The 19,703-nt window shown below is 61.3% G+C and carries 23 protein-coding genes; 8 read left to right on the top strand and 15 right to left on the bottom strand.

Annotated elements, in window-relative coordinates:
• Positions 1-21: 21 nt before the first annotated feature.
• The gene (locus LCH97_RS05025) at positions 22-1,437 is read left to right on the top strand and encodes a sigma-54 dependent transcriptional regulator (RefSeq protein WP_227303747.1); all 1,416 of its coding nucleotides are present in this window, start codon (positions 22-24) and stop codon (positions 1,435-1,437) included.
• The gene (locus LCH97_RS05020; protein ID WP_227303745.1) at positions 1,416-3,479 is read left to right on the top strand and encodes a cache domain-containing protein; all 2,064 of its coding nucleotides are present in this window, start codon (positions 1,416-1,418) and stop codon (positions 3,477-3,479) included. The genes LCH97_RS05025 and LCH97_RS05020 overlap by 22 nt, the downstream gene beginning before the upstream one ends.
• 138 nt (positions 3,480-3,617) lie before the next feature.
• Here the strand turns inward: LCH97_RS05020 and LCH97_RS05015 are convergent, their stop codons facing one another.
• Positions 3,618-3,785 (bottom strand): hypothetical protein, encoded by a 168-nt coding sequence (locus LCH97_RS05015; protein WP_017508347.1) that lies wholly within the window; start codon positions 3,783-3,785, stop codon positions 3,618-3,620.
• Positions 3,786-4,075: 290 nt separating this feature from the next.
• Between LCH97_RS05015 and LCH97_RS05010 the strand changes: the two genes are divergently transcribed.
• Positions 4,076-4,621 carry a lysophospholipid acyltransferase family protein gene (locus LCH97_RS05010; protein WP_227303743.1) on the top strand — a complete coding sequence of 182 codons (546 nt, stop codon included), beginning with the start codon at positions 4,076-4,078 and terminating at the stop codon, positions 4,619-4,621.
• Positions 4,622-4,735: 114 nt separating this feature from the next.
• On the opposite strand, the gene LCH97_RS05005 is transcribed toward LCH97_RS05010, so the two are convergent.
• The gene (locus tag LCH97_RS05005; RefSeq protein WP_227303741.1) at positions 4,736-5,296 is read right to left on the bottom strand and encodes a DUF1415 domain-containing protein; all 561 of its coding nucleotides are present in this window, start codon (positions 5,294-5,296) and stop codon (positions 4,736-4,738) included.
• 109 nt (positions 5,297-5,405) lie between these two features.
• The gene (locus LCH97_RS05000) at positions 5,406-5,609 is read right to left on the bottom strand and encodes a cold-shock protein (protein ID WP_026107859.1); all 204 of its coding nucleotides are present in this window, start codon (positions 5,607-5,609) and stop codon (positions 5,406-5,408) included.
• A 317-nt stretch (positions 5,610-5,926) separates the two neighbouring features.
• On the opposite strand from LCH97_RS05000, the gene LCH97_RS04995 reads away from it, so the two are divergent.
• Entirely contained in the window at positions 5,927-7,015 is a 1,089-nt protein-coding gene (locus LCH97_RS04995; RefSeq protein WP_227303739.1) for an HD domain-containing phosphohydrolase, read from the top strand.
• Positions 7,016-7,204: 189 nt separating this feature from the next.
• On the top strand, positions 7,205-7,516 hold the full coding sequence (locus LCH97_RS04990) for a pyrimidine/purine nucleoside phosphorylase (protein WP_017508353.1): 312 nt from the start codon (positions 7,205-7,207) through the stop codon (positions 7,514-7,516).
• 54 nt (positions 7,517-7,570) lie between these two features.
• On the opposite strand, the gene LCH97_RS04985 is transcribed toward LCH97_RS04990, so the two are convergent.
• Together LCH97_RS04985 and LCH97_RS04980 are read right to left on the bottom strand one after the other, a co-directional pair.
• Positions 7,571-8,590 (bottom strand): TrkA family potassium uptake protein, encoded by a 1,020-nt coding sequence (locus LCH97_RS04985; protein WP_227303737.1) that lies wholly within the window; start codon positions 8,588-8,590, stop codon positions 7,571-7,573.
• Between the two features lie 47 nt (positions 8,591-8,637).
• On the bottom strand, positions 8,638-9,336 hold the full coding sequence (locus LCH97_RS04980) for a Crp/Fnr family transcriptional regulator (protein WP_227303735.1): 699 nt from the start codon (positions 9,334-9,336) through the stop codon (positions 8,638-8,640).
• A 30-nt stretch (positions 9,337-9,366) separates the two neighbouring features.
• Between LCH97_RS04980 and LCH97_RS04975 the strand changes: the two genes are divergently transcribed.
• Both LCH97_RS04975 and LCH97_RS04970 read left to right on the top strand, forming a co-directional pair.
• On the top strand, positions 9,367-9,879 hold the full coding sequence (locus LCH97_RS04975; protein WP_227303733.1) for a DUF962 domain-containing protein: 513 nt from the start codon (positions 9,367-9,369) through the stop codon (positions 9,877-9,879).
• Between the two features lie 45 nt (positions 9,880-9,924).
• Positions 9,925-11,178 (top strand): Hsp70 family protein, encoded by a 1,254-nt coding sequence (locus LCH97_RS04970; RefSeq protein ID WP_227303731.1) that lies wholly within the window; start codon positions 9,925-9,927, stop codon positions 11,176-11,178.
• A gap of 76 nt (positions 11,179-11,254) precedes the next feature.
• Here LCH97_RS04970 and LCH97_RS04965 read toward each other — a convergent pair whose 3' ends face one another.
• The 6 genes from LCH97_RS04965 to trxB form a co-directional block, all read right to left on the bottom strand.
• Positions 11,255-12,190 carry a DUF808 domain-containing protein gene (locus tag LCH97_RS04965; protein WP_227303730.1) on the bottom strand — a complete coding sequence of 312 codons (936 nt, stop codon included), beginning with the start codon at positions 12,188-12,190 and terminating at the stop codon, positions 11,255-11,257.
• Between the two features lie 99 nt (positions 12,191-12,289).
• Positions 12,290-12,970 carry an alpha/beta hydrolase gene (locus LCH97_RS04960; RefSeq protein ID WP_255619286.1) on the bottom strand — a complete coding sequence of 227 codons (681 nt, stop codon included), beginning with the start codon at positions 12,968-12,970 and terminating at the stop codon, positions 12,290-12,292.
• A 116-nt stretch (positions 12,971-13,086) separates the two neighbouring features.
• A complete protein-coding gene (locus LCH97_RS04955; RefSeq protein WP_227303726.1) occupies positions 13,087-14,490 on the bottom strand; it encodes a PhoH family protein in 1,404 nt (467 codons plus the stop codon).
• A gap of 51 nt (positions 14,491-14,541) precedes the next feature.
• Positions 14,542-14,985 (bottom strand): peroxiredoxin, encoded by a 444-nt coding sequence (locus tag LCH97_RS04950; protein WP_227303725.1) that lies wholly within the window; start codon positions 14,983-14,985, stop codon positions 14,542-14,544.
• Between the two features lie 14 nt (positions 14,986-14,999).
• On the bottom strand, positions 15,000-15,542 hold the full coding sequence (locus tag LCH97_RS04945; RefSeq protein WP_227305268.1) for a Smr/MutS family protein: 543 nt from the start codon (positions 15,540-15,542) through the stop codon (positions 15,000-15,002).
• Between the two features lie 72 nt (positions 15,543-15,614).
• Positions 15,615-16,565, bottom strand: a complete 951-nt coding sequence (trxB, locus tag LCH97_RS04940; protein ID WP_017508361.1) for a thioredoxin-disulfide reductase — start codon at positions 16,563-16,565, stop codon at positions 15,615-15,617.
• Between the two features lie 116 nt (positions 16,566-16,681).
• Between trxB and LCH97_RS04935 the strand changes: the two genes are divergently transcribed.
• Positions 16,682-16,861: a YjfB family protein gene (locus LCH97_RS04935; RefSeq protein ID WP_017508362.1), complete on the top strand. Its 180-nt coding sequence runs from the start codon at positions 16,682-16,684 to the stop codon at positions 16,859-16,861.
• A 61-nt stretch (positions 16,862-16,922) separates the two neighbouring features.
• Here LCH97_RS04935 and LCH97_RS04930 read toward each other — a convergent pair whose 3' ends face one another.
• Genes LCH97_RS04930 through waaF form a run of 4 tightly spaced genes read right to left on the bottom strand, consistent with a single transcriptional unit; the run spans position 16,923 to position 19,648 of the window.
• Positions 16,923-17,504 carry a hypothetical protein gene (locus LCH97_RS04930; protein WP_227303723.1) on the bottom strand — a complete coding sequence of 194 codons (582 nt, stop codon included), beginning with the start codon at positions 17,502-17,504 and terminating at the stop codon, positions 16,923-16,925.
• A complete protein-coding gene (locus LCH97_RS04925) occupies positions 17,485-17,946 on the bottom strand; it encodes a YbaN family protein (RefSeq protein ID WP_227303721.1) in 462 nt (153 codons plus the stop codon). The genes LCH97_RS04930 and LCH97_RS04925 overlap by 20 nt, the downstream gene beginning before the upstream one ends.
• A 56-nt stretch (positions 17,947-18,002) precedes the next feature.
• A complete protein-coding gene (locus LCH97_RS04920) occupies positions 18,003-18,596 on the bottom strand; it encodes a TetR/AcrR family transcriptional regulator (RefSeq protein WP_227303720.1) in 594 nt (197 codons plus the stop codon).
• Positions 18,593-19,648 (bottom strand): lipopolysaccharide heptosyltransferase II, encoded by a 1,056-nt coding sequence (waaF, locus tag LCH97_RS04915; protein ID WP_227303719.1) that lies wholly within the window; start codon positions 19,646-19,648, stop codon positions 18,593-18,595. The genes LCH97_RS04920 and waaF overlap by 4 nt, the downstream gene beginning before the upstream one ends.
• Between the last annotated feature and the right edge of the window lie 55 nt (positions 19,649-19,703).

Below are 19,703 nucleotides of genomic sequence, written 5' to 3'. Positions count from 1 at the left end.
GTCCGCAGAAGGAGTAGGGTCTTGCAGCAAGAAAACACCTTGGCGGCTGCCGCCGAGAATGCGGCCAAGCCATGGGGCAGCTATAGCGTGCTGGTGGTGGATGACGAGCCGGGTATGGTGAACTTCATCCGTCGCGCGCTGGAAGTGCGCTGCGGTAGCGTGCATACCGCCGGTAGCGTCGAGGACGCCGAGCCACTGGTAGCGCAGCAGCGTTTCGATTTGATCGTGCTGGATATTTCCCTGCCCGGCATGTCGGGGGTGAATTGGCTCAAGCAGCTGCGCGAGCGCGGCGTGAACAGCGAAGTCATCCTGATGACGGCGTTTGCGGACGTGGAAACCGCTATCGACGCCTTGCGCGCCGGCGCTTCGGACTTTCTGCTGAAGCCGTTTTCGCTGGCGCAGCTGATCAACTCGGCAAGGCGCGCCTTCGAGCGCGCACGGCTGGAGGCAGAAAACTGGGTGTTGCGCCGCGAGGTGGCCTCGCACGCCAGCCGCAGCCATGTCAGCCGCGACGGCCTTATTGGCCACTCGCCGGCCATCGCCGAGCTGCGCACGCTGCTGCAGCGCTTTGCGCCCATGCCTTCTACTGTGCTGATACAGGGTGAGTCCGGTACCGGCAAAGAAGTGGTGGCCCGCGCGCTGCACCAGCAAAGCCCGCGCGCCAATGCCAGCTTTGTGCCGGTCAATTGTGCTGCCATTGCGCAGGAACTCATCGAAAGCGAGCTGTTCGGCCATGTGAAGGGGGCGTATACCGGCGCTACCGGCAGCCGTGATGGCCTGTTTTACTACGCCCGCGGCGGTACGCTGTTTCTGGATGAAATCGGCGAGCTGCCTTTGCCCATCCAGGCCAAGCTGCTGCGTGTGCTGGAGGAGCGCCGCATCCGCCCGGTGGGTTCGGAGCAGGAAATCAAGGTGGACGTGCGCGTGATCGCGGCAACCAACAAACCGCTGGCGGACGAGGTGGCCGCAGGCCGCTTCCGCGCCGATTTATATTACCGGCTGCAGGTGCTGGAGCTGCACTTGCCGCCGCTGCGTGAGCGTACCGAAGACCTGCCCGAGTTGGCCGCGCACTTTATGGACCTGCTCAGCCCCGCGCTGGGGGTGCAGCCGGTAGAGGTGGAGCCGGCCATTCTCGCGGCCATGGCTGCGTACGACTGGCCGGGCAATGTGCGCGAGTTGAAGAACCTGGTAGAGCGCTCGCTGATTCTGGGTTATGTACCGCGCGACCTGCCGTGCACGCGTGCTGCTGGGAGTGCCAGCCCGGCTGGCGAGCCTGCGGCCAACCTGGCCGGTGCGGATGAGTGCCTGGCTGAGGTGGAAAGTCGCCATATCCGCGCCATTCTGGCGGCCTGTGGTGGCAACAAGTCCGAGGCGGCACGCCGCTTGGGGATCTCGCGCAAGACGCTGGAGCGCAAATGTCTGGCCTGGGGCGAGTAGCGCGGCTGTGGCAGCGGCTGATGCAGCCGCTGAACCGCTCGGTGCGCAACCGCTTTGTCGCGTTGGCGCTGTTCCCGCTGGTGGTGGGGTTCCCCGTGCTGTTGCTGTTGCTGGCCGGCTGGGGCGGGGCGGCTTTTCAGGAGCTGCTGGTGTTCAAGGTGCGTAGCGACCTGGCGGTGGCAACCACGTACTTTGAGCGGGTGCAGGGTGATGTTGGCCGCAATATCGAAGCCCTGGCCAACTCCGAAGCGCTGGCCGATGCCTGGCGTCGCCCCGGTGCCGGGCTGGATGCGCTGTTGCAGTCGCGGGCGCAGTCGCTGGCGCTGGATTACCTGCTGCTGGTAGATGAGCGCCAACAGGTGTTGGCGAGCTCCCTGCGCGGCACGCCGCACCCGGTCTACCCGGATGGCAGCGTGCTGGCTGCCGGCCTGGCCGGGCAGAATCGTGTCGCGCTGGATACGTTCAGCCCGGCGCAGTTGGCTGCACTGTCTCCGGCATTGGCGCAGCGGGCGCGCATCGAGCTGCGCCCTACGCGGGGTGCCCGGCCCAGCCTGCAGCAGCAGAGCCTGTCCGGGCTGGTGCTGCACGCTGCCGCTGCGGTGCCCGGGCGGCGCCTGGCGCTGGTGGGGGGGCTGCTGCTGAATCGCAATGTGGACTTTGTCGACCGCATCCAGCATCTGGTTTACCCGCCGGGCTCGTTGCCGCAGCGTAGCCGTGGCTCGACTACGCTGTTTCTGGGTGATGTGCGTATCGCCACCACCGTGGCCTTGCCCCAGGGCGGGCGGGCTACCGGCACCAGGGTGTCTGGTGCGGTAGCCGACCGTGTGCTGGAGCATGGCCAGCTATGGCTGGATCGGGCGCTGGTAGTGGGTGACTGGTATGTCTCTGGCTATCAGCCCTTGCAGGATAGTCGTGGCGAGCGGGTGGGCATGCTGTATGTGGGCTTTCTGGAGCAGCCTTTTGTGCTGGCCAAATGGATGGCGCTGGCCGTGTTGTTTGTGCTGTTTGCCATCACCATGGCGGTAGCGGCCTGGGTGAGCTGGCGTTTTGCCCAGTCGGTTATCCACCCGGTAGGGCGGCTGCGCGCCACCATGCGCCAGGTGGAAGCGGGGCAGCTGGATGCCCGCGTGGGCAGCTTGCCGCAGGACGACGAGCTGGCCATGCTGGCCAGCCATTTTGACCACCTGCTGGACCGTATCCAGTCGCAAAACCAGGCGCTGACGCGCTGGGCTGCCGAGCTGGATGACAAGGTGGCCGAGCGCACGCGCGAACTGGCTGCGGCCAACCAGACCCTGCTGACGGCGCAGCAGCAACTGTTCAAATCGGAAAAGCTGGCGGCCATTGGCCAGCTGGCGGCGGGCATTGCGCACGAGGTGAATAACCCGGTAGCGGTCATGCAGGGCAATCTCGAGCTGATGCGCGAGCTGCTGGGCGAGGCTGGGCTGCCAGTGGCGGAGGAGTTCCGTCTGCTGAACGAGCAGGTGCAGCGCATCCGGCTGATTGTGGCCAAGCTACTGCAGTACGCTCGCCCAAGCGAGTACTCGGGCTACCTGCAGCAGGTGCGTCCCGAGGAGGTGTTCCAGGATAGCCTGGTGCTAGTCAGCCATCAGCTGGGGCGCAGCCACGTTGCCGTCAGCAAGGATTGGCAGGCTGCGGGCGCTTTGCTGGTAAACCGTTACGAGCTTCAGCAGGTGTTGATCAATCTGTTGCTCAACGCACTGCAGGCCATGCCGGAAGGTGGCATGTTATCGCTGGCTACGCGGGATTGCCCCGGTGTGGACGGCCAGGCTGGCGTGCTGCTGACCGTGTCGGACAGCGGCCCTGGCATTGCGCCGGGGGATATGGCGCAGCTGTTTACGCCGTTCTTTACGCGCAAGGCGGAAGGTAGTGGCTTGGGTTTGTGGGTATGCCACGGCCTGGTGGAGCGCTACGGCGGGGATATTCATGCGGCCAACCTGGCGGCCGGTGGCGCGGCATTTCGCGTGTGGCTGCCCTGCGAGCCGGCCTTGGCCAGCCCGGAAGAGGTAGCCCGTGACTTATAGGTTTTGAGTAGGAAATGACAGCAAAAAGCGCCCCTTAGGGCGCTTTTTTATGGTCGATCAGATGGCGTGCAATACGGTTGACAACTACCTGCTGCTGCATTGGGTCGTGCAGCAGGGTGTGGGTGGAGGCGGGTGAGCTTATTCGCGGGCTTCGCGCTCTATGCGCCGCCGCTCTATCTCGCGGCGGGCGGCTGCGTTGCGGATATCACAAGGGCGGCTGCGTGGCATGGGCTTGCCGGCCAGTGCGTTACTGCGCACTTCGGCGCGAACTTCATAGTACGAAGACTTGGACTGATACTGCGACATGACGGCTTCTCCTTTGAAGGGATGCTGCTCTATCTAGCAATCTGACCGCTTAGCGTTACTGCTTTATTACGCCGAGCTGGCGTAGTGTGCAAGTATCATTTGTGTGTTGCGTAACTTGTGCGCGGCATCTAGCGGATAAGTGTTGTATTCGTCTGGCAAAATCTATCGAATGTGGTGGTTTGAGTATTCTTTTCTATGACTGATTTACCACGTGCACGGGCTGCTATAGAGTGCGCCGTTTGGCTTTGCGGTAGCTTTTAATGCATTCCACCATATTCGATACACCAATCTTGCGTACCCTGTTGCGCTGGTTTTCCCTGATCATGCTGCGATTGCTGGGTTGGCGCCTGCATGGTGCTTTCCCCGCCGACAAGAAGTACGTGCTGATCGGTGCGCCGCATACCAGCAACTGGGACTTTCCGTATACGCTGATGTTCTGTTTTGCCGGCGGGGCCAAGCTGTACTGGATGGGTAAGCACACACTGTTTACCGGTGCGAAGGGCCCGATCATGCGCTGGCTGGGCGGGATTCCGGTGGATCGCCGCCAGAAGAATTCGCTGGTGGAGCAAATGGTCGAGGTATTTCATCGCAGCCATCAGCTGGCGGTGGCGATTCCGCCGGAGGGAACCCGTGCCAAAGTGGCAGAATGGAAGACCGGCTTTTATCACATCGCCTGTGGTGCGGGTGTGCCGATCGCGCTGGGTTATCTGGATTTTGCCAAGAAGCAGGGTGGTGTCATGGGTATGTTTCAGCCTAGCGGCGATATTGCCCGCGACATGCCGCTTATTCGGGCTCAATACCAGAATGTCACCGGCAAGTGCCCGCAGAATCAATAAGTTTCTATCGGGTTATTCACGCCGCTGCCAGTAAGGCAGAGAATAAAAAAGCCAGCATACGCTGGCTTTTTTATTCTCTGCGCCAAGGCGCAAACGTGATGGTGTCCTGATGGCTTATTTACTTTTCGGGGCGCCGACATTCAAGGCTTCCCAGCCATCGCGGCCCATTTCCTGCATGAGCGCAATATTGCGTTCATAGATAGTGGCGGCATCCGGGAACGCCTCTACGGCGCGCTCGATACTGCTTTCGCGTATCAGGTGCAGGGTAGGGAATGGCGAGCGGTTGGTGTTGTTGCTGACATCGTTGATGGTGGTGCCGGCAAACTGGAATTTGGGGTGGAAGTCGGCAACCTGTAGCGTGCCCTCCAGGCCCATGTCTGCCAGCGCAGCGTCGGCGATCTCCAGGAAGTCATTAAAGTCCAGAAAACGCTGCAGTACGTAGGGGTGTACCAGCAAGGTGGTATCGACTTCTTCGGGCTCGCTATCTGCCAGCAGGCGCAGTTCGACCATCAGGTGTTCCAGCAGTGTGGCCGGGTCTTTGGCGTCGCTGATGACAATGCGTACCTGGTCTTTTACATATACCGACTTGGCAAATGGGCACAGATTCAGGCCGATAACGGCTTTTTCCAGCCAGTTGCGGGTGGCGGCGATGATATCGTCGTGTGAGAGTTCCACGTGGTGGCTCCTGCGGCGTATAAGTCGCCGCGGCTAATGCGCTAATACAAAAAACCCGGATGAGATCATCCGGGTTTCTTTTACAGGCTAGTAACAGCCAGCGTCTGAATTACAGAGGCTGAATGTTGGAAGCTTGTTTGCCCTTAGGGCCGTCAACGATGTCGAAGCTAACGCGCTGGTTTTCAGCCAGAGTGCGGAAGCCTTTAGCGTTGATCTGGGAGAAGTGAGCGAATACGTCGTCACCGCCGTTGTCCGGAGTGATGAAGCCGAAGCCCTTGGAGTCGTTAAACCATTTAACGGTACCGGTTGCCATGTTCTGTTCCCTTATGAGAATAGCGTTGAGTATGAGAAAAGCGCATGTCAATCAAGGGAAATGACAAACTGTGGTACGGGCAACGCCACTACAACAACTGACAGATCACGACTTGAAAAACTGCAGCACGCAGTCTGCCTGTGCTTCATTGCCTCGGCAAGTGTTTTTTGCGCGCCGGCGTAAAAAAAATGCATTGGCGATAGGGGTGCCATGACATGCGTCCAAGTATTGGCAGTATTTGCTATCAGGCTTTGCCGGGTAAACACTATAGTAGATTCACGCTGGCAGCTTATAGACCGTTGCTTCTGGAGACCGTCATGGATCGTTACCGCATTGAAGATGAAGAAAGTTTTTCCGACTTTCAGTACGCGCTGGACGACTACGCCCCGCGCATAGCCAATTTGCTGGCCGCTTTGCGGCAAAGCCCGCAGGATGCAGGCATGCTGGCAGAATTGATGCGGCTTTTTCACACTATCAAGGGTGATGCCGGGCTGTGTCGCCTGGGGTTTGTGGAACCCATGGTGCACGCGGCAGAAGACCTGCTGTCCCGCGTGCGCAGTGGCAGCCTGCCATTTGATGCCGCGCTGGAGCAGCTGTTGTTGCTGGCCATGGACCGCCTGGAGTTGGTGATCAGCGAGCTGGAAAGTGGCCGCGAGGTGCCGCTGACCGACTTCAACCGGCTGGTGGCCGAGATGAGCCAGCTAAACGATACCGCGCCTGCGCTGGTGGAGGCACAGGCGTGGCTGGTTATCAAGCGCCTGACAGGCTTCTTGCCGCACCAGCCGCTGCCGGTGGCGGCGCCGCGCTCGCCACAGGTAGACGCGGATCTGCAGTACTTCCGCACCCTGGCGCTGCAGTTCGAGCAGCGTTCGCTGCTATTTCAGGGCCGTACCGAGCGCAATCTATTGCTGGCGGCAGCCTGCAATGAGGCCTCTACCCAGCCCATAGACCCGCTGCAGCTGGAGGCGGCGGTGTGTATGCACGATGTGGGCATGATGTTCCTGCCGGAGGAGCTGTGGCTCAAGCATGGCAAGCTGAGTGATGCAGACCGCTTGCAGTTGGCCGCACACCCGGGCTGGGGGGCGGACATGCTGGCGCGCATGTCTGGCTGGGAGGAGGCGGCGCGCATTGTGCGTGAACACCACGAGCGCATTGATGGCACGGGCTACCCGGCGGGCAAGCGTGCCGGCATGATTTGCGAGGGGGCCAAGCTGCTGGCCATTATCGATACTTTTGAGGCCGTGATCCTGAAGCACGGCCAGCGTCGGCAGGTGCGCTCCCTGCTGCGGGCGGTGGCCGAGGTCAATGCGTGCGAGTCGCAGTTTGACCCGGCGTGGATTGCCTGCTTCAACCTGGTGGTGCGCGACATGATAGAGCGCGGTTTTGTGTTGCCGCACGTACGCTAGCGGGTAAGGCCAAGTAACTGAATCGGCAGGCGCTGCTGCCCCATGGCTGGCACGGCTTGCCCGCACGGCAGTGGTGATGGTGAATCCGGGGCGGTTGATGCCCCGTTTCATTTATTGACGCTGCAAATCGGCTGGGGGCATGATGCGGGTAAGAGCCGTGTAACGGCCGTGCCCAAGCAAGGAGAAATCATGAGCCAGTTCGATAATGTAAGTGTGGTCAAAAAGGCCAATGTCTATTTTGATGGCAAGTGCGTGAGCCATACCGTGGTGCTGCCGGATGGTACGCGCAAGTCGGTAGGGGTGATTCTGCCAGCCAAGCTGCTGTTCAGCACCGGCGCGCCCGAGGTGATGGAACTGATCGACGGCCAGTGCAAAGTCACGCTGGCGGGCGAGACCGAAGCCAAGACCTATGGCGCGGGGCAGTCGTTTAATGTGCCGGGCGAGAGCTCGTTCCAGATCGAGGTGCTGGAGACCGTGCACTACGTGTGCCACTTCGGCTGATGTGTTTGCAAGCATGAAAAAAGGTTGGCCGCGGCCAACCTTTTTTCATGGGTGTCACGCCTGGGTGACCGGTGGGGCGTGTACGGCTTTGCGGCCGATGATCATCAGCGACTGGCCTTCGTATAGCAAGGTTTCGGCCGGTGGGTTGAAGGCGACTTCGCCACCCGGCATTTCCAGTGCCACCACAATCACGCTGCCGTCGCTTACCGGCATGCACTCGGCAATGCTGCGGCCAACCCACAACGGCTCTACCGGCACTACCTGCGCGCGGAAGGTGTTGGGGTAGCGCGTGTGCAGGCGCTCGAAAAAATGCAGGGTTTCCGGTTTGATCACCAGATTGGCCATATTCATCCCGCCCAGGTAGGACGGAATCACTACCTGATCCGCACCGACCGCCAGCAGTTTCTTGCGGGCGCTTTCGGTTTCGGCTTTCGACACGATGGACAGCTGGCTGTTTAGGCTGCGCGCGGTTACCACCACAAAGGCATTGTCGGCGTCGGAGGTCAGGCTGGTGATGATGGCCTGGGCGCGCTCGATGCCTGCTGCCAGCAGATTGTCGTCTTCGGTGGCGTCGCCCACGATATAGGGGCGTTCTTTGCCACCTAGCCATTGCTGTATCTGTGCTTCGCTTTTTTCGATTATCACCACATCGTGCCCGCTGCGTGTCAGCTCTTCCAGCGCATACAGCCCTGTACGGCTGAGGCCGCAGATAATGATGTGGTTTTCCAGGCGGGAGATGATTTTGTCCATTTTGCGTACGCGCAGGTAGTGGGGCAGGTCGCCCTGGAATAGCAGCAGGGTGAGGGAAGAAATGCCGTAGCCCATAACGCCGGTGCCAAAAATGATCAGCACCACGGTAAAGGCGCGGCCAACCATGTCCAGCGGGTGGGTTTCGCCATAGCCGATGGTGGCCAGGGTAATCACCGTCATGTACAGGCTGTCAAACAGGCTCCACCCTTCCAGCAGGTGGTAGCCCAGCGTACCCATGACGACAGCGCTCAGCACCAGGGCAAACAGGAATAACAGGCGGCTGGCCAGGGCTCGCCCCATGGCGTGGGTGTTTAGCAGGCTCATGCCGCTATTTTAATGGCTGGCTTGTGCATCGGGGGCGTTTTGCACAGCTAATTTGCGCCAATACGCAGCAGGGCTGGCCGGTTCAGCAGGGTAAGCTGTTTGCGCGCTATGCTGATCAGCCCGGCGTCTGCCAACTGGCCCAGAATGGTATTGCAGGTTTGCCGGCTAATGCCGGTGGCGCTGGCCAATGCTTCCTGACTCAGGCTCACGGCTTGGCCATCGCCGGCAAGCAAGAGCAGGCGCTGTGCCACGCGGGCTTCCGGTGACAGCAGCGTTTGTTGCGCCAGCCCGCTCATGAGCTGGCGGGTTTTCCCTGCCATGAGCTGACCCAGGTAGTACCAGCCCTGCGGCCAACCTTCCAGCCAGGCCAGTAGTGCGCCGTGTGGTACATGCCACAGCAGGCAGCCACTATCGGTATGGGCATTGTGTGTGCGCGGGCCCTGGTCAAACAGCGCGACCTCGCCAAACCACTGGCCGGGGGCAAGGCGCGCCAGCACGCTGTTTTTGCCTACTGCCGAGCTGCTGCCAATCAGCACGCTGCCTTGCAAAATGCCATACAGCCCGTCTGCCGGGTCGCCTTGCAGAAAGAGATAACCGCCCGCGGGCAGGCTGCGGCTGCGACCCAGCGTTTGCAGGCTGGTTTGCAGGGTGTCTGGCAGGCTGGCAAACCAGCTGCTGTCAGCCAGCAGGCGCAAAGCCCCGGTTTTGTCGCCAGCTTGACAGAACGCCTCGTGCGGCAAGGGCATGATGGTGCTTCCTGATGATGGAGGTTCGCCATGAAAACGCTGCAAGCGCATTTAGTCAATTACGCCGCTTATCACCGCGATCTGCGCAATATCCATACCCACTTTGTCGGCATTCCACTCATCGTGCTGGCGGTGGCCGTATTGCTGGCCTGTTTACCGCTGGTGCTGGGGCTGTCGGCGCTGCACCCGGTATTGCTGGGTGCCATCGTGTTCTATCTGCGGCTGGATCTGGGTCTGGGGGCACTCATGGCGGCATTCATGCTGTTGGCCGGCTGGGCCGGTGTGCAGCTGGCTGCTTTGCCATGGGGTGGCTGGCTGGGGCTGATGTTGTTTGTGGCCGGCTGGGTAATACAGTTTGTCGGCCACTGGTACGAGGGGCGCAAGCCGGCCTTTGTCGACGACTTGGTAGGTTTGCTGGTGGGGCCGCTGTTCGTGATGGCTGAGTGGCTGTTTTTGCTGGGGTTTTACCGTGATTTGCAAGCGCGCATCATAGAAGGTGCCGGCCCGGTGCGTGCAGTGCAGAAAGTCGCGGCAGGTCGCTGAAGATTCGCTATAATCCCGCTCCTTTTGCCTGAGGGGTGGATAAACATGACTGTACAAGCCTGTGGCGTGGACTTTGGTACGTCCAATTCGACAGTAGGCTGGTGCCGCCCCGGTGTGCCCAGCCTGTTGGCGCTGGAAGAGGGCAAAACCACCTTGCCATCGGTGATCTTTTTCAATGCCGAAGAAGAAAGCACCACCGTTGGCCGCGCGGCCATTGCCGAGTACCTGGATGGCTACGAAGGCCGCCTGATGCGCTCGCTCAAGAGCATTCTGGGCACCAGCCTGATGAACGGCCAGACCGAGGTGCAAGGCCGGCCTTTGCGTTTTCTGGACTTGCTGTCCATGTTTATTGGCCAGCTTAAGCAGCGCGCCGAGCAGAACGCCGGCCGAGGTTTCGAGCAGGCGGTGTTTGGCCGCCCGGTTTTCTTTGTGGATGACGACCCGGTAGCCGACCGCCTGGCGCAAGACACCCTGGGCGAGATTGCACGCAAAGTGGGCTTCAAAGAGGTGGCCTTCCAGTTCGAGCCCATCGCCGCAGCCTTCGACTACGAAAGCCGCATCCAGCGCGAAGAACTGGTGTTGATCGTGGATATCGGCGGTGGTACCTCCGACTTCTCCTTGCTGCGCCTGGCGCCCGAACGCGCCCACCTGCTGGACCGCCGCGCCGATATTCTGGCCAATGGCGGCGTGCATATTGGCGGTGCCGATTTTGACAAGCAGCTGAGCCTGTATTCGGTAATGCCGCAGCTGGGCTACCGCTCGCGCCTGAAGAACAATGCCGAGGTGCCATCGGGCTTTTACTTCAACCTGGCTACCTGGCATACCATCAACTTTGCCTATACGCGCAAAGCCTTGTCCGATTTGCAGGGTGTGTACCCGGACGCGCTGGAGCAGGGCAAGCTGGACCGCCTGTTCTCGCTGATCGACAAGCGCGCTGGCCACTGGCTGGCGATCCAGGTAGAGGCGGCCAAGATTGCGCTGTCCGACGCGCCGCAAACCCGCCTGGAGATGGGCGAGATCGAGCGGGGGCTGTTTCATGACATCTTGCGCGGCGATTTTGACGAGGCCATCGGAAAGCAGATTGTCAGCATTGAAACGACGGTGGCGCGCTTGCTGGCCGACGCGCAGCTGCAGGCGGGCGAGGTGGATACCGTGTTCTTTACCGGCGGCTCCAGCGGCGTGCCGCTGCTGCGCGAGCGTATCGCTGCCATGTTCCCAGCTGCCCGCGCGGTGGAAGGCGACCGCTACGGCAGTATCGGCAGCGGCCTGGCGCTGGATGCCTCGCGGCGTTTTGCCTGAGCAATGGTTGGCCGCCTGTTGGCCTGTCAAAGAAAAACCCGCCAGCTGGCGGGTTTTTTACTGTGCAGATTGCTTCTTAGTGTGCGGCGGCGTTGCCGTGCAATTTGCCGATCAGCATCACCACGGCCAGTACCAGCGCGCCGGCCACAATGCCGAACAAGCCATCCAGCACGGCCGGTACGATGGCTGCCAGCAGGCCGCCAATGCCAGCGACGCTGGCCACGCTGTGAGCGGCGGCTTCGATCGCGTGGTGGGCAAATGGCAGGCCGTGCGTCAGGATGCCACCGCCTACCAGGAACATGGCGATGGTGCCGGCCACGGCCAGAAAACGCATCAGCGGCGGAGCGGCGTTAACCAGCGCGCGGCCCAGCTGCTGGCTGCCGGCGCCAGGTTTGCGGGTAAGGTAGAGGCCGATATCGTCCAGCTTCACGATGCCGGCTACCAGGCCGTACACGCCAACGGTCATGATCAGCGAGATGCCTGTCAGTACCACCAGCTGTGACATGAAGGGCTGGCTCGCCACCGTGCCCAGGGTGATGGCGATGATCTCGGCCGACAGGATAAAGTCGGTGGTGATGGCGCCTTTGATCTTGTCTTGCTCGTAGGTCACCATATCCACGGCCGGGTTGGTGAGTGCGGCCAACCTGTCGTTGTGCTCGGCGCTTTCTTCGGCAGCGTGCAGGTATTTGTGTGCCAGTTTTTCTACGCCTTCAAAGCACAAAAAAGCACCGCCTATCATCAGCAGCGGGGTAATGAGTACGGGTGCGAAAGCGCTGATAGCCAGTGCCAGTGGCACCAGAATAGCCTTGTTGCGCAGGGAGCCTACCGCTACCGCCCAGACCACTGGCAGCTCGCGGTCAGCCTGTACGCCGGCTACTTGCTGGGCGTTCAGCGCCAGGTCGTCACCCAGCACGCCGGCGGTTTTCTTGGCGGCAACTTTGGTCATTACGGCAACATCGTCCAGGATGGTGGCAATGTCATCAATCAGCATCAGCAGGCTACTACCAGCCATTATGTATTTCCTGTCGGTAAAAAAGGTGCCAGCAAAGCCTGGCATGCGTGCAAAGCCCGGCAATGGCCGGGCGGGGGTGTACACGGTAGCAAAGCGTGACTATGTCATCAAGTGTTGTTGCAGCCATTGATCAATGCGCTGTGCCACCTGCTGCCAGCGCGTGTCCAGCATCATCATGTGCGCCATGGCAGGCAGGATCTCGGCAGGCAGGTTCAGCGCTGCGCCCATCTGGCGTACTTCGGCGGCGCTGACCAAGTGGTCGTGTTCGCCGCCCAGTAGCAAGGTGGGCAGGCGCAGCTGCGTGCGGCTAAACGGCGATACCATGGACATGTCCATGATGGCGCGCAGGCTTTCCACCTGACTGTTGGCCGCCATCCAGGCCACGGTGCTGGCTGGTGCGTCGTCCGAGAACAGCATGTGGCGCAAGTCGCCCACCTCGGGTGACTGGCGGCCACTCTGGAACATGTTCAGCCCGATCAGCACGTCTGGCGCCTGCTGAAACAGCCGCCAGGTAGAGGCGGCCAGGCCGGTATGCGGCACCGATGCCAGCAGTACCAGAGCGGCGGCGCTGTGCTGCTGCAGGTATTGCTGCGCCACGAAGCCGCCCATGGAGTGGCCGATCAATACCGGCATGCTGCCGATCTGGCGTATGGCCTGGCCAACGTTGGCCACGTAGTCGTCTATGCTCACGGCGGCCAGCCAGGCTTTGCCATCGCTATGGCCGTGGCCTTCCAGGCTCAGTGCCCAGCAGTCGTAGCCTTGTGCGGCAAACCAGGGCATAAAGTTGATCTGCCAGCAGCTGGCGCTGCTGTAGGCGCCATGAATAAAAAGCAGGGGTGGCGCGCGGCGCGCTACCCCTGCTGCGGCTTGGTGTATCAGCTCAAGATGAAGAGAACTCACAGTACCTCGGCGGCGTGGTCTGCCAGGCGCGAACGTTCGCCGCGCTGCAGGGTGATATGGCCGGAATGGTCCCAGCCTTTGAAGCGGTCAACGACGTAGGTCAGGCCGGAGCTGCCCTCGGTGAGGTAGGGCGTGTCGATCTGGCTGATATTGCCCAGGCAGACCACCTTGGTGCCGGGGCCGGCCCGGGTAATCAGGGTTTTCATCTGCTTGGGTGTCAGGTTCTGCGCTTCGTCGATGATCAGGTATTTGTTGAGGAAGGTGCGGCCGCGCATGAAGTTCAGTGACTTGACCTTGATGCGGCTGCGGATCAGGTCGCGCGTGGCGGCGCGGCCCCAGTCTCCGCCGTCGTCTTCGTTGCGGTTGAGCACGTCCAGGTTGTCTTCCAGTGCGCCCATCCACGGCAGCATTTTTTCTTCCTCGGTGCCGGGCAGAAAGCCAATGTCTTCGCCCACCGGCACGGTAACACGGGTCATGATGATTTCGCTGTACAGTTTTTGTTCCAGCGTCATGGCCAGGCCTGCGGCCAACGTCAGCAGGGTCTTGCCGGTGCCGGCCTGGCCCAGCAGGGTGACAAAGTCGACCTCGGGGTTCATCAGCAGGTTCAGGGCAAAGTTTTGCTCGCGGTTGCGCGCGGTGATGCCCCACACATTGTTTTTCTGGTGGCTGTAGTCTTTCAGCGTTTCCAGTACCGCGCTCTTGCCGTCTATCTGGGTGACGCGACACTGCAGCAGCTGCTCGCCTTGCTGCCACAGCAGCTGGTTCAGGTGCAGGCTGGTCACGTCGGGGCCCTTGATCTGGTAGTAGGTACGGCCGTGTTCCTGCCACGATTTCAGGTCTTTGCCGTTGCGTTCCCAGAAGGCCGCATCGATTTCGCGCGTGCCGGTGTACAGCAGGTCGGTGTCTTCCAGCACCTTGTCATTAAAGTAGTCTTCCGCCTCCAGCCCCAGTGCGCTGGCCTTGATGCGCATGTTGATGTCTTTGGACACCAGGATCACGCTGCGCTCCGGCTCGCGCTCTTTCAGTGCTACCACGATGCCCAGAATCTGGTTGTCCGCCTTGCCGACCGGCATGCTGGCAGGCAGCACGGCGTGGATGGCTTGCGTTTGCAAGCGCAGCTTGCCGTTGGCCGCATCGCGGCTGGCGCTTTTGAGTGGAATGCCGCTGTCGATATTGCCGGCGGCCTGGCTGACGATCTCGTCCAGAAAGCGGCTGGCCTGGCGCGCGTTGCGGGCGACTTCGGTCATGCCCTTCTTGTGGGTGTCCAGTTCTTCCAGCGTGATGATGGGGATGAAGACGTCGTGTTCCTCGAAGCGGAACAGGCAGGTAGGGTCGTGCAGTAGCACGTTGGTATCGAGAACAAACAGCTTGACGGTTTTGGTCTTTTTGCGGCTTGCCATGATGTGAGGCCCCTTGATGAGCGGGGCCTCGCGGTATGCCAGGCCCGTCGCTTAAATGGTGTTCACGAATGCCAGCACTTCTTCGACATGGCCAGGGACCTTCAGGCCGCGCCAGGCTTTGAGGATATTGCCCGCGCTGTCGATGACAAAAGTGCTGCGTTCGATTCCTCTTACCTGTTTGCCGTACATATTTTTCAGCTTCATGACAGCAAACAGATTACATACAGTTTCCTCCGGATCGCTGATCAATTCAAATGGCAATTCGTACTTTGCCTTGAAGTTTTCATGCGATTTCAGGCTGTCACGCGATACACCCACAATAGTGACGTTGGCCGCAGCAAACGCAGCATGGTGGTCACGAAAGCCGGTGGCCTGGGTGGTGCAGCCCGGGGTGTTGTCCTTGGGGTAAAAGTACAGCACGGTCAGGCCGTTGCCTGGCAGGGAGATGCTCTGGCCAGAGGTGGCGGGGGCGGTAAAGCTTGGGCAATGTTCCATCTTGCTTCCTTGTGTCAGCCGGGGCGTTTGAGCAGTGCCAGTACGGCACCGCTACCACCGTGCTGGGTGCGGGTTTCACAAAAGGCCAGTACTTCGGGGTGGTGGGTCAGCCAGCTGCGGACCATTTTGGGTAGCACCGGTTCGCCGCGCGAGCTCAAGCCCTTGCCGTGGATGATGCGTACGCACTGGCCCTGATGGCGCGCGCGGTGCAGGAATAACGCCAGCTGCTCGTGCGCTTCGAAACGGTCCAGGCCGTGCAGGTCCAGCTCGGCACATACTGGCCAGTGGCCGGCTTTCAGCTTTTTCAGCGTATGGGCCGGCATGCCGGGGCTGCGGTGCTCGATATCGATGTGTGCTGGTTCGAACCAGCCCAGCATCTGCGCAAACAAGCCTTGCTCGTTCTCGCCCGAGTGGTGCATGCGGTGCGCTGCATGGTGAAGCGGCCGTGGCCGCGGGCGGGGCATGGGGTGTTGTATGCGGCCATCCGGCTTGAGCGGGCGTACGTCGCGCATCAGGCTGGGGAAGTCCGGCTCCGGCGGCGGTGCCGCAACGGCCACAGGCAAGACCCTTGCGGGCCTTGCCTGTGGTTTTATCGGCTTTAGCTGCTCTTTGAGCGACTTCAACGTGGCTTAGCCGTGGTCGAGGTAGCGCTCGGCGTCCAGCGCGGCCTGGCAGCCCGATGCGGCGCTGGTGATGGCCTGGCGGTAGATGTGGTCTTGCACATCGCCCGCAGCAAACACCCCTGGCACGCTGGTGGCGGTGGCATTGCCCTCGCGGCCGCCACGGGTCACGATGTAGCCGGTTTCATCCAGCTCCAGCTGGCCTTTGAAGATGTCGGTGTTCGGCTTGTGGCCAATGGCGATGAATACACCCATCAGCTTGATGTCTTCGGTGCTGCCGTCGTTGAACTTCAGGCGGGCGCCGGTCACGCCGCTGTCGTCACCCAGCACTTCGTCCAGGTTGGCGTTCAGTTTCAGGGTGACTTTGCCTTCGGCAACGCGGGCCATCAGCTTGTCGATCATGATCTTTTCCGCACGGAAGGTGTCGCGGCGGTGGATCAGGGTAACGTGCTTGGCGATATTAGCCAGGTACAGGGCTTCTTCTACCGCGGTGTCACCACCGCCTACTACGGCAACGTCCTGATTGCGATAGAAGAAACCATCGCAGGTGGCGCAAGCGGATACGCCTTTGCCGGAGAAGGCTTGTTCGGATGGCAGGCCCAGGTATTTCGCGGAAGCGCCGGTGGCAATGATCAGGGCATCGCAGGTGTATTCGCCGCTATCGCCAATCAGGCGGATCGGCTTCTCATCCAGCTTGGTGGTGTGGATGTGGTCGAAGATCATTTCGGTGCCAAAGCGCTCGGCGTGCTGCTGGAAGCGCTGCATCAGCTCCGGGCCTTGTACGCCAGCCACGTCTGCTGGCCAGTTGTCCACCTCGGTGGTGGTCATCAGCTGGCCGCCTTGCGCCATGCCGGTGATCAGTACGGGTTTCAGGTTGGCGCGTGCAGCATACACGGCGGCCGTGTAGCCAGCCGGGCCGGAACCGAGGATCAGCAGGGGGCAGTGACGAGTTTGGCTCATGTGGGTTTTCCTGTTAGTGCGAACGGATTAGTATTATTTTATCAGTAATCGGGAATGTGGCCGATAAAGTGTTTCTACTTGCCAAATAGTTTCTGGCTACCGGAAGGAGTAATACGATGGAGATTGGTTCCAGCACCAGCACAAACGTGAAGCAGGCGGCGGAAACGTTTGTCTTGAAAAAAGCCATGGAGGTGTCCAGCGACACCATGCAGACGCTGATGGCGTCTGTAGAGCAAAGCGCGCCCAAAACAAACAACCCGCCTCACCTGGGGCAGACCGTGGATGTAAAAGCTTGAGCTGACCGCGTCTGCAAACAGCAAAACCCGCCGTGCAAGGCGGGTTTTTCATGGGCTGCGTTCAGGCGCTGAATGTCGGGCCGCTGCTTTGAAAGAGGGACTGAGAGGCCTGGTACTGAGCCACGGCTTGCTGCTGGGCGCTGGCGTTCAGTTCTGCGCGGCTGCTGTCCTCGCTGCGGGCTGCGGGTTGTGGCGTGCTGCGCGGGGCTGCTGTTTGCTGGGCTGTTGTTTGTGGTGGCGGGTTAGTGGCTGTGGTGGTGTCAGCATTGCTGTCGTTGCCGCTGCTGGCAAGGTTGGCCGCAGGCGGGCTGGCTACAGGCTGCTCGCTGTTTGGCGTAACAGCATTGTCGGCGCGCTGCTGCGCCTGCTGCACACGCACCGCCTGGGTGCTGAGTAGCTGGGCCTGCAGGCTGAACTGCAGGTCGGTAGCGCGGTTGTTAAGTTGGGCAGCGGCATTTTCGGGTTTGTTGGCTACTTGCTGGGTGGCTGCCTGCAGTTGGGCTTCGCGTGCGGTGTTGGCTTCGAGTGCCTGCTGGCCGGCTGATTCCAGGCTGCCGGTTTGCGGCAGCTCGCGCTGGCGTGCGGCTACGCTGTCGCGGTATAGCGGGCTGGGGCTGAGCGGGTTAGTGCTGCTGATGTCCATGAGACTCCTCCTTTTGCGCCACTTGTCGCAAGGCGCATTGCGGTAGTGGCTGCATCGTGCTGCTGGCGGTAATGGTGGGCAGGTGCCAGATCCAGGCGGACAGGCTTAGCCACAATACGGCCAGCATGGCTTGTAGCGCAGGGTGGCTGCCCAGCATGGCCAGACTGATGCTGAATGAAGCCGCCATGGCGAGCAGGGCGATACGTTTGGTTTGTCTGCGCATGCCGCGATAAGTTCGCCAGTCACGTATGGCGGGGCCAAAGCGCGGGTGATCCAGCAGCTTTTGTTCCAGCGCGGGGTGGCTGCGGGAAAAACAGGCGGCAGCCATCAGGATGAACACGGTGGTGGGAAGCAGGGGGGTGACGGCACCGATGATGCCCAGTGCCAGGTTCAGCCAGCCCAGTACGGCCCACAGGTGCTTGCGCGCAGTATGTGTTGCCATGTCTCCCCCTGCTTGCGGTGTGTTTCTAGCAGCTTAGTGCCTGCCTTGTCATACGGCTAGCGCGTTTGCAGGGTCAGCGCCAGCATGCGTTCGGCCAGCTGGGCTACCGATAGCTCGCCATCGTTGCGGTACCACTGCACCGTCCAGTGCAGGCTGCCCAGCAGGGTGCGGCGCAGCAGGTGGGTGTCCTGTTTGATCAGGCCTTCTGCAGCGGCTTCGTCCAGCACGCCTTGCCACAGTGCTTCGTAGCGGTCGCGCAGTACGATCAGGCCAGGCTTGGCGCTGTCGGAAACGCTGCGCCATTCGTACAGCATTACTTCCAGTGCGGCCTGGTTGTCACCCAGTAGCGAGTGCAAGTGCACGTGGAACAGTGCGGCCAACTTGCTGCGGGTATCGTTGGCCGCAGCCAGGGTCAGGGCCAGTTGTTCGGTGGTGGCGGTAATGCCCAGGGCCATCACGGCAACCAGAATCTCTTCCTTGGTGCGGAAGTGATAAAACAGGCTGCCCGATTGCAGGCCTACCGCATTGCCCAGGTCGCGTACGGTGGTGCGCTCGTAGCCCTGGTCGCGAAACAGTTTGGCTGCCGCGCGGATCAGCTCCATGCGGCGGCTATTGGCTTCCTGGTGGTTGTTCAGATCGTTGCGGCTCATGCTTCGCTCGTGGTGGTAGGTTCGCTGCTGCTGGCAGCCAGTTTCAAGAGCCCGTCAGCTGCACCGCGTACCTGTTCTGGCGCCAGGTTTTCCAGACAGTGCGTGTGCTTGTACGGGCAGGTGCGTTCAAAGCAGGGGCTGCAGTCCATGTTCAGCGAGACAATGCTGGCGCTATGGCTCAGCGGCGGGGTGAAGTCGGGGCTGGAGGAGCCGTAAACGCCCACCAGCGGCACGCCCAGTGCGGCGGCGACGTGCATCAGGCCGGAGTCGTTGCATACCGCCAGTTTGGCCAGACCCATCAGGTCGATGGCTTCTTCCAGGCCGGTCTTGCCGCACAGGTTCAGCGCGCAGCCGTTGGCCAGGCGGGCGATCTCGTCGCCGATGTCCTTGTCTTTGCCCGAGCCGAACAGCCATACCTGGTAGCCTTCGGCATGGTATTGGCGTGCCAGCTCGGCAAAGTGGCGCGCTGGCCAGCGCTTGGCCGGGCCATATTCCGCACCGGGGCACATGGCGACGATGGGTTGTGCCAGTGACAGGCCCAGTTTGCGGGCAGTGTTTTCCTGGGCGGCTGGCGTGGAGCGCAGCTGCGGGTGGGCAATGGGCCGGTTGAGCGCCTGGCGTGGTGGCTCGCCCAGCGCACAGAAACGCTCCACCATGGTTGGTAGTGCGTGCTCGTCCAGCTCGCGGGTGTCGTTCAGCAGGCCGTAGCGCAGCTCGCCGGTAAAGCCGGTGCGCAGCGGTATGCCGGCCAGAAACGGAATCAGCGCCGCCTTCAGCGAATTGGGCAGTACCACGACCTGGTCGAAGTTCTCGCGGCGCAGCGCGCGCGCTACCCGCCAGCGCTCGCCCAGGCGCAGCTGGCCATGGCCGAACGGGTTCAGGTGGGCCTTGGCGACTTCGGGCATGCGCGATAGCAGGGGCAGGGTCCATGCCGGGGCAAAGACGTGCAGCTCCAGGCCGGGGTGGCGTTCGTGCAGGCGGCGGTACAGTGGCTGCGCCATCACGCTGTCGCCTACCCACGACGGGCCGATTACCAGTATTTTTTTGATCATGTATACAAGCAAAAAAGGTGTAGCCAGGCCACACCTTTGTTCAGGCTGTCAGTAA

The organism is Vogesella sp. XCS3, assembly GCF_020616155.1.
GTDB lineage: Bacteria > Pseudomonadota > Gammaproteobacteria > Burkholderiales > Chromobacteriaceae > Vogesella.
The sequence above is the reverse complement of the archived record's forward strand: the minus strand, read 5'-3'. Positions and strand labels throughout refer to the sequence as shown.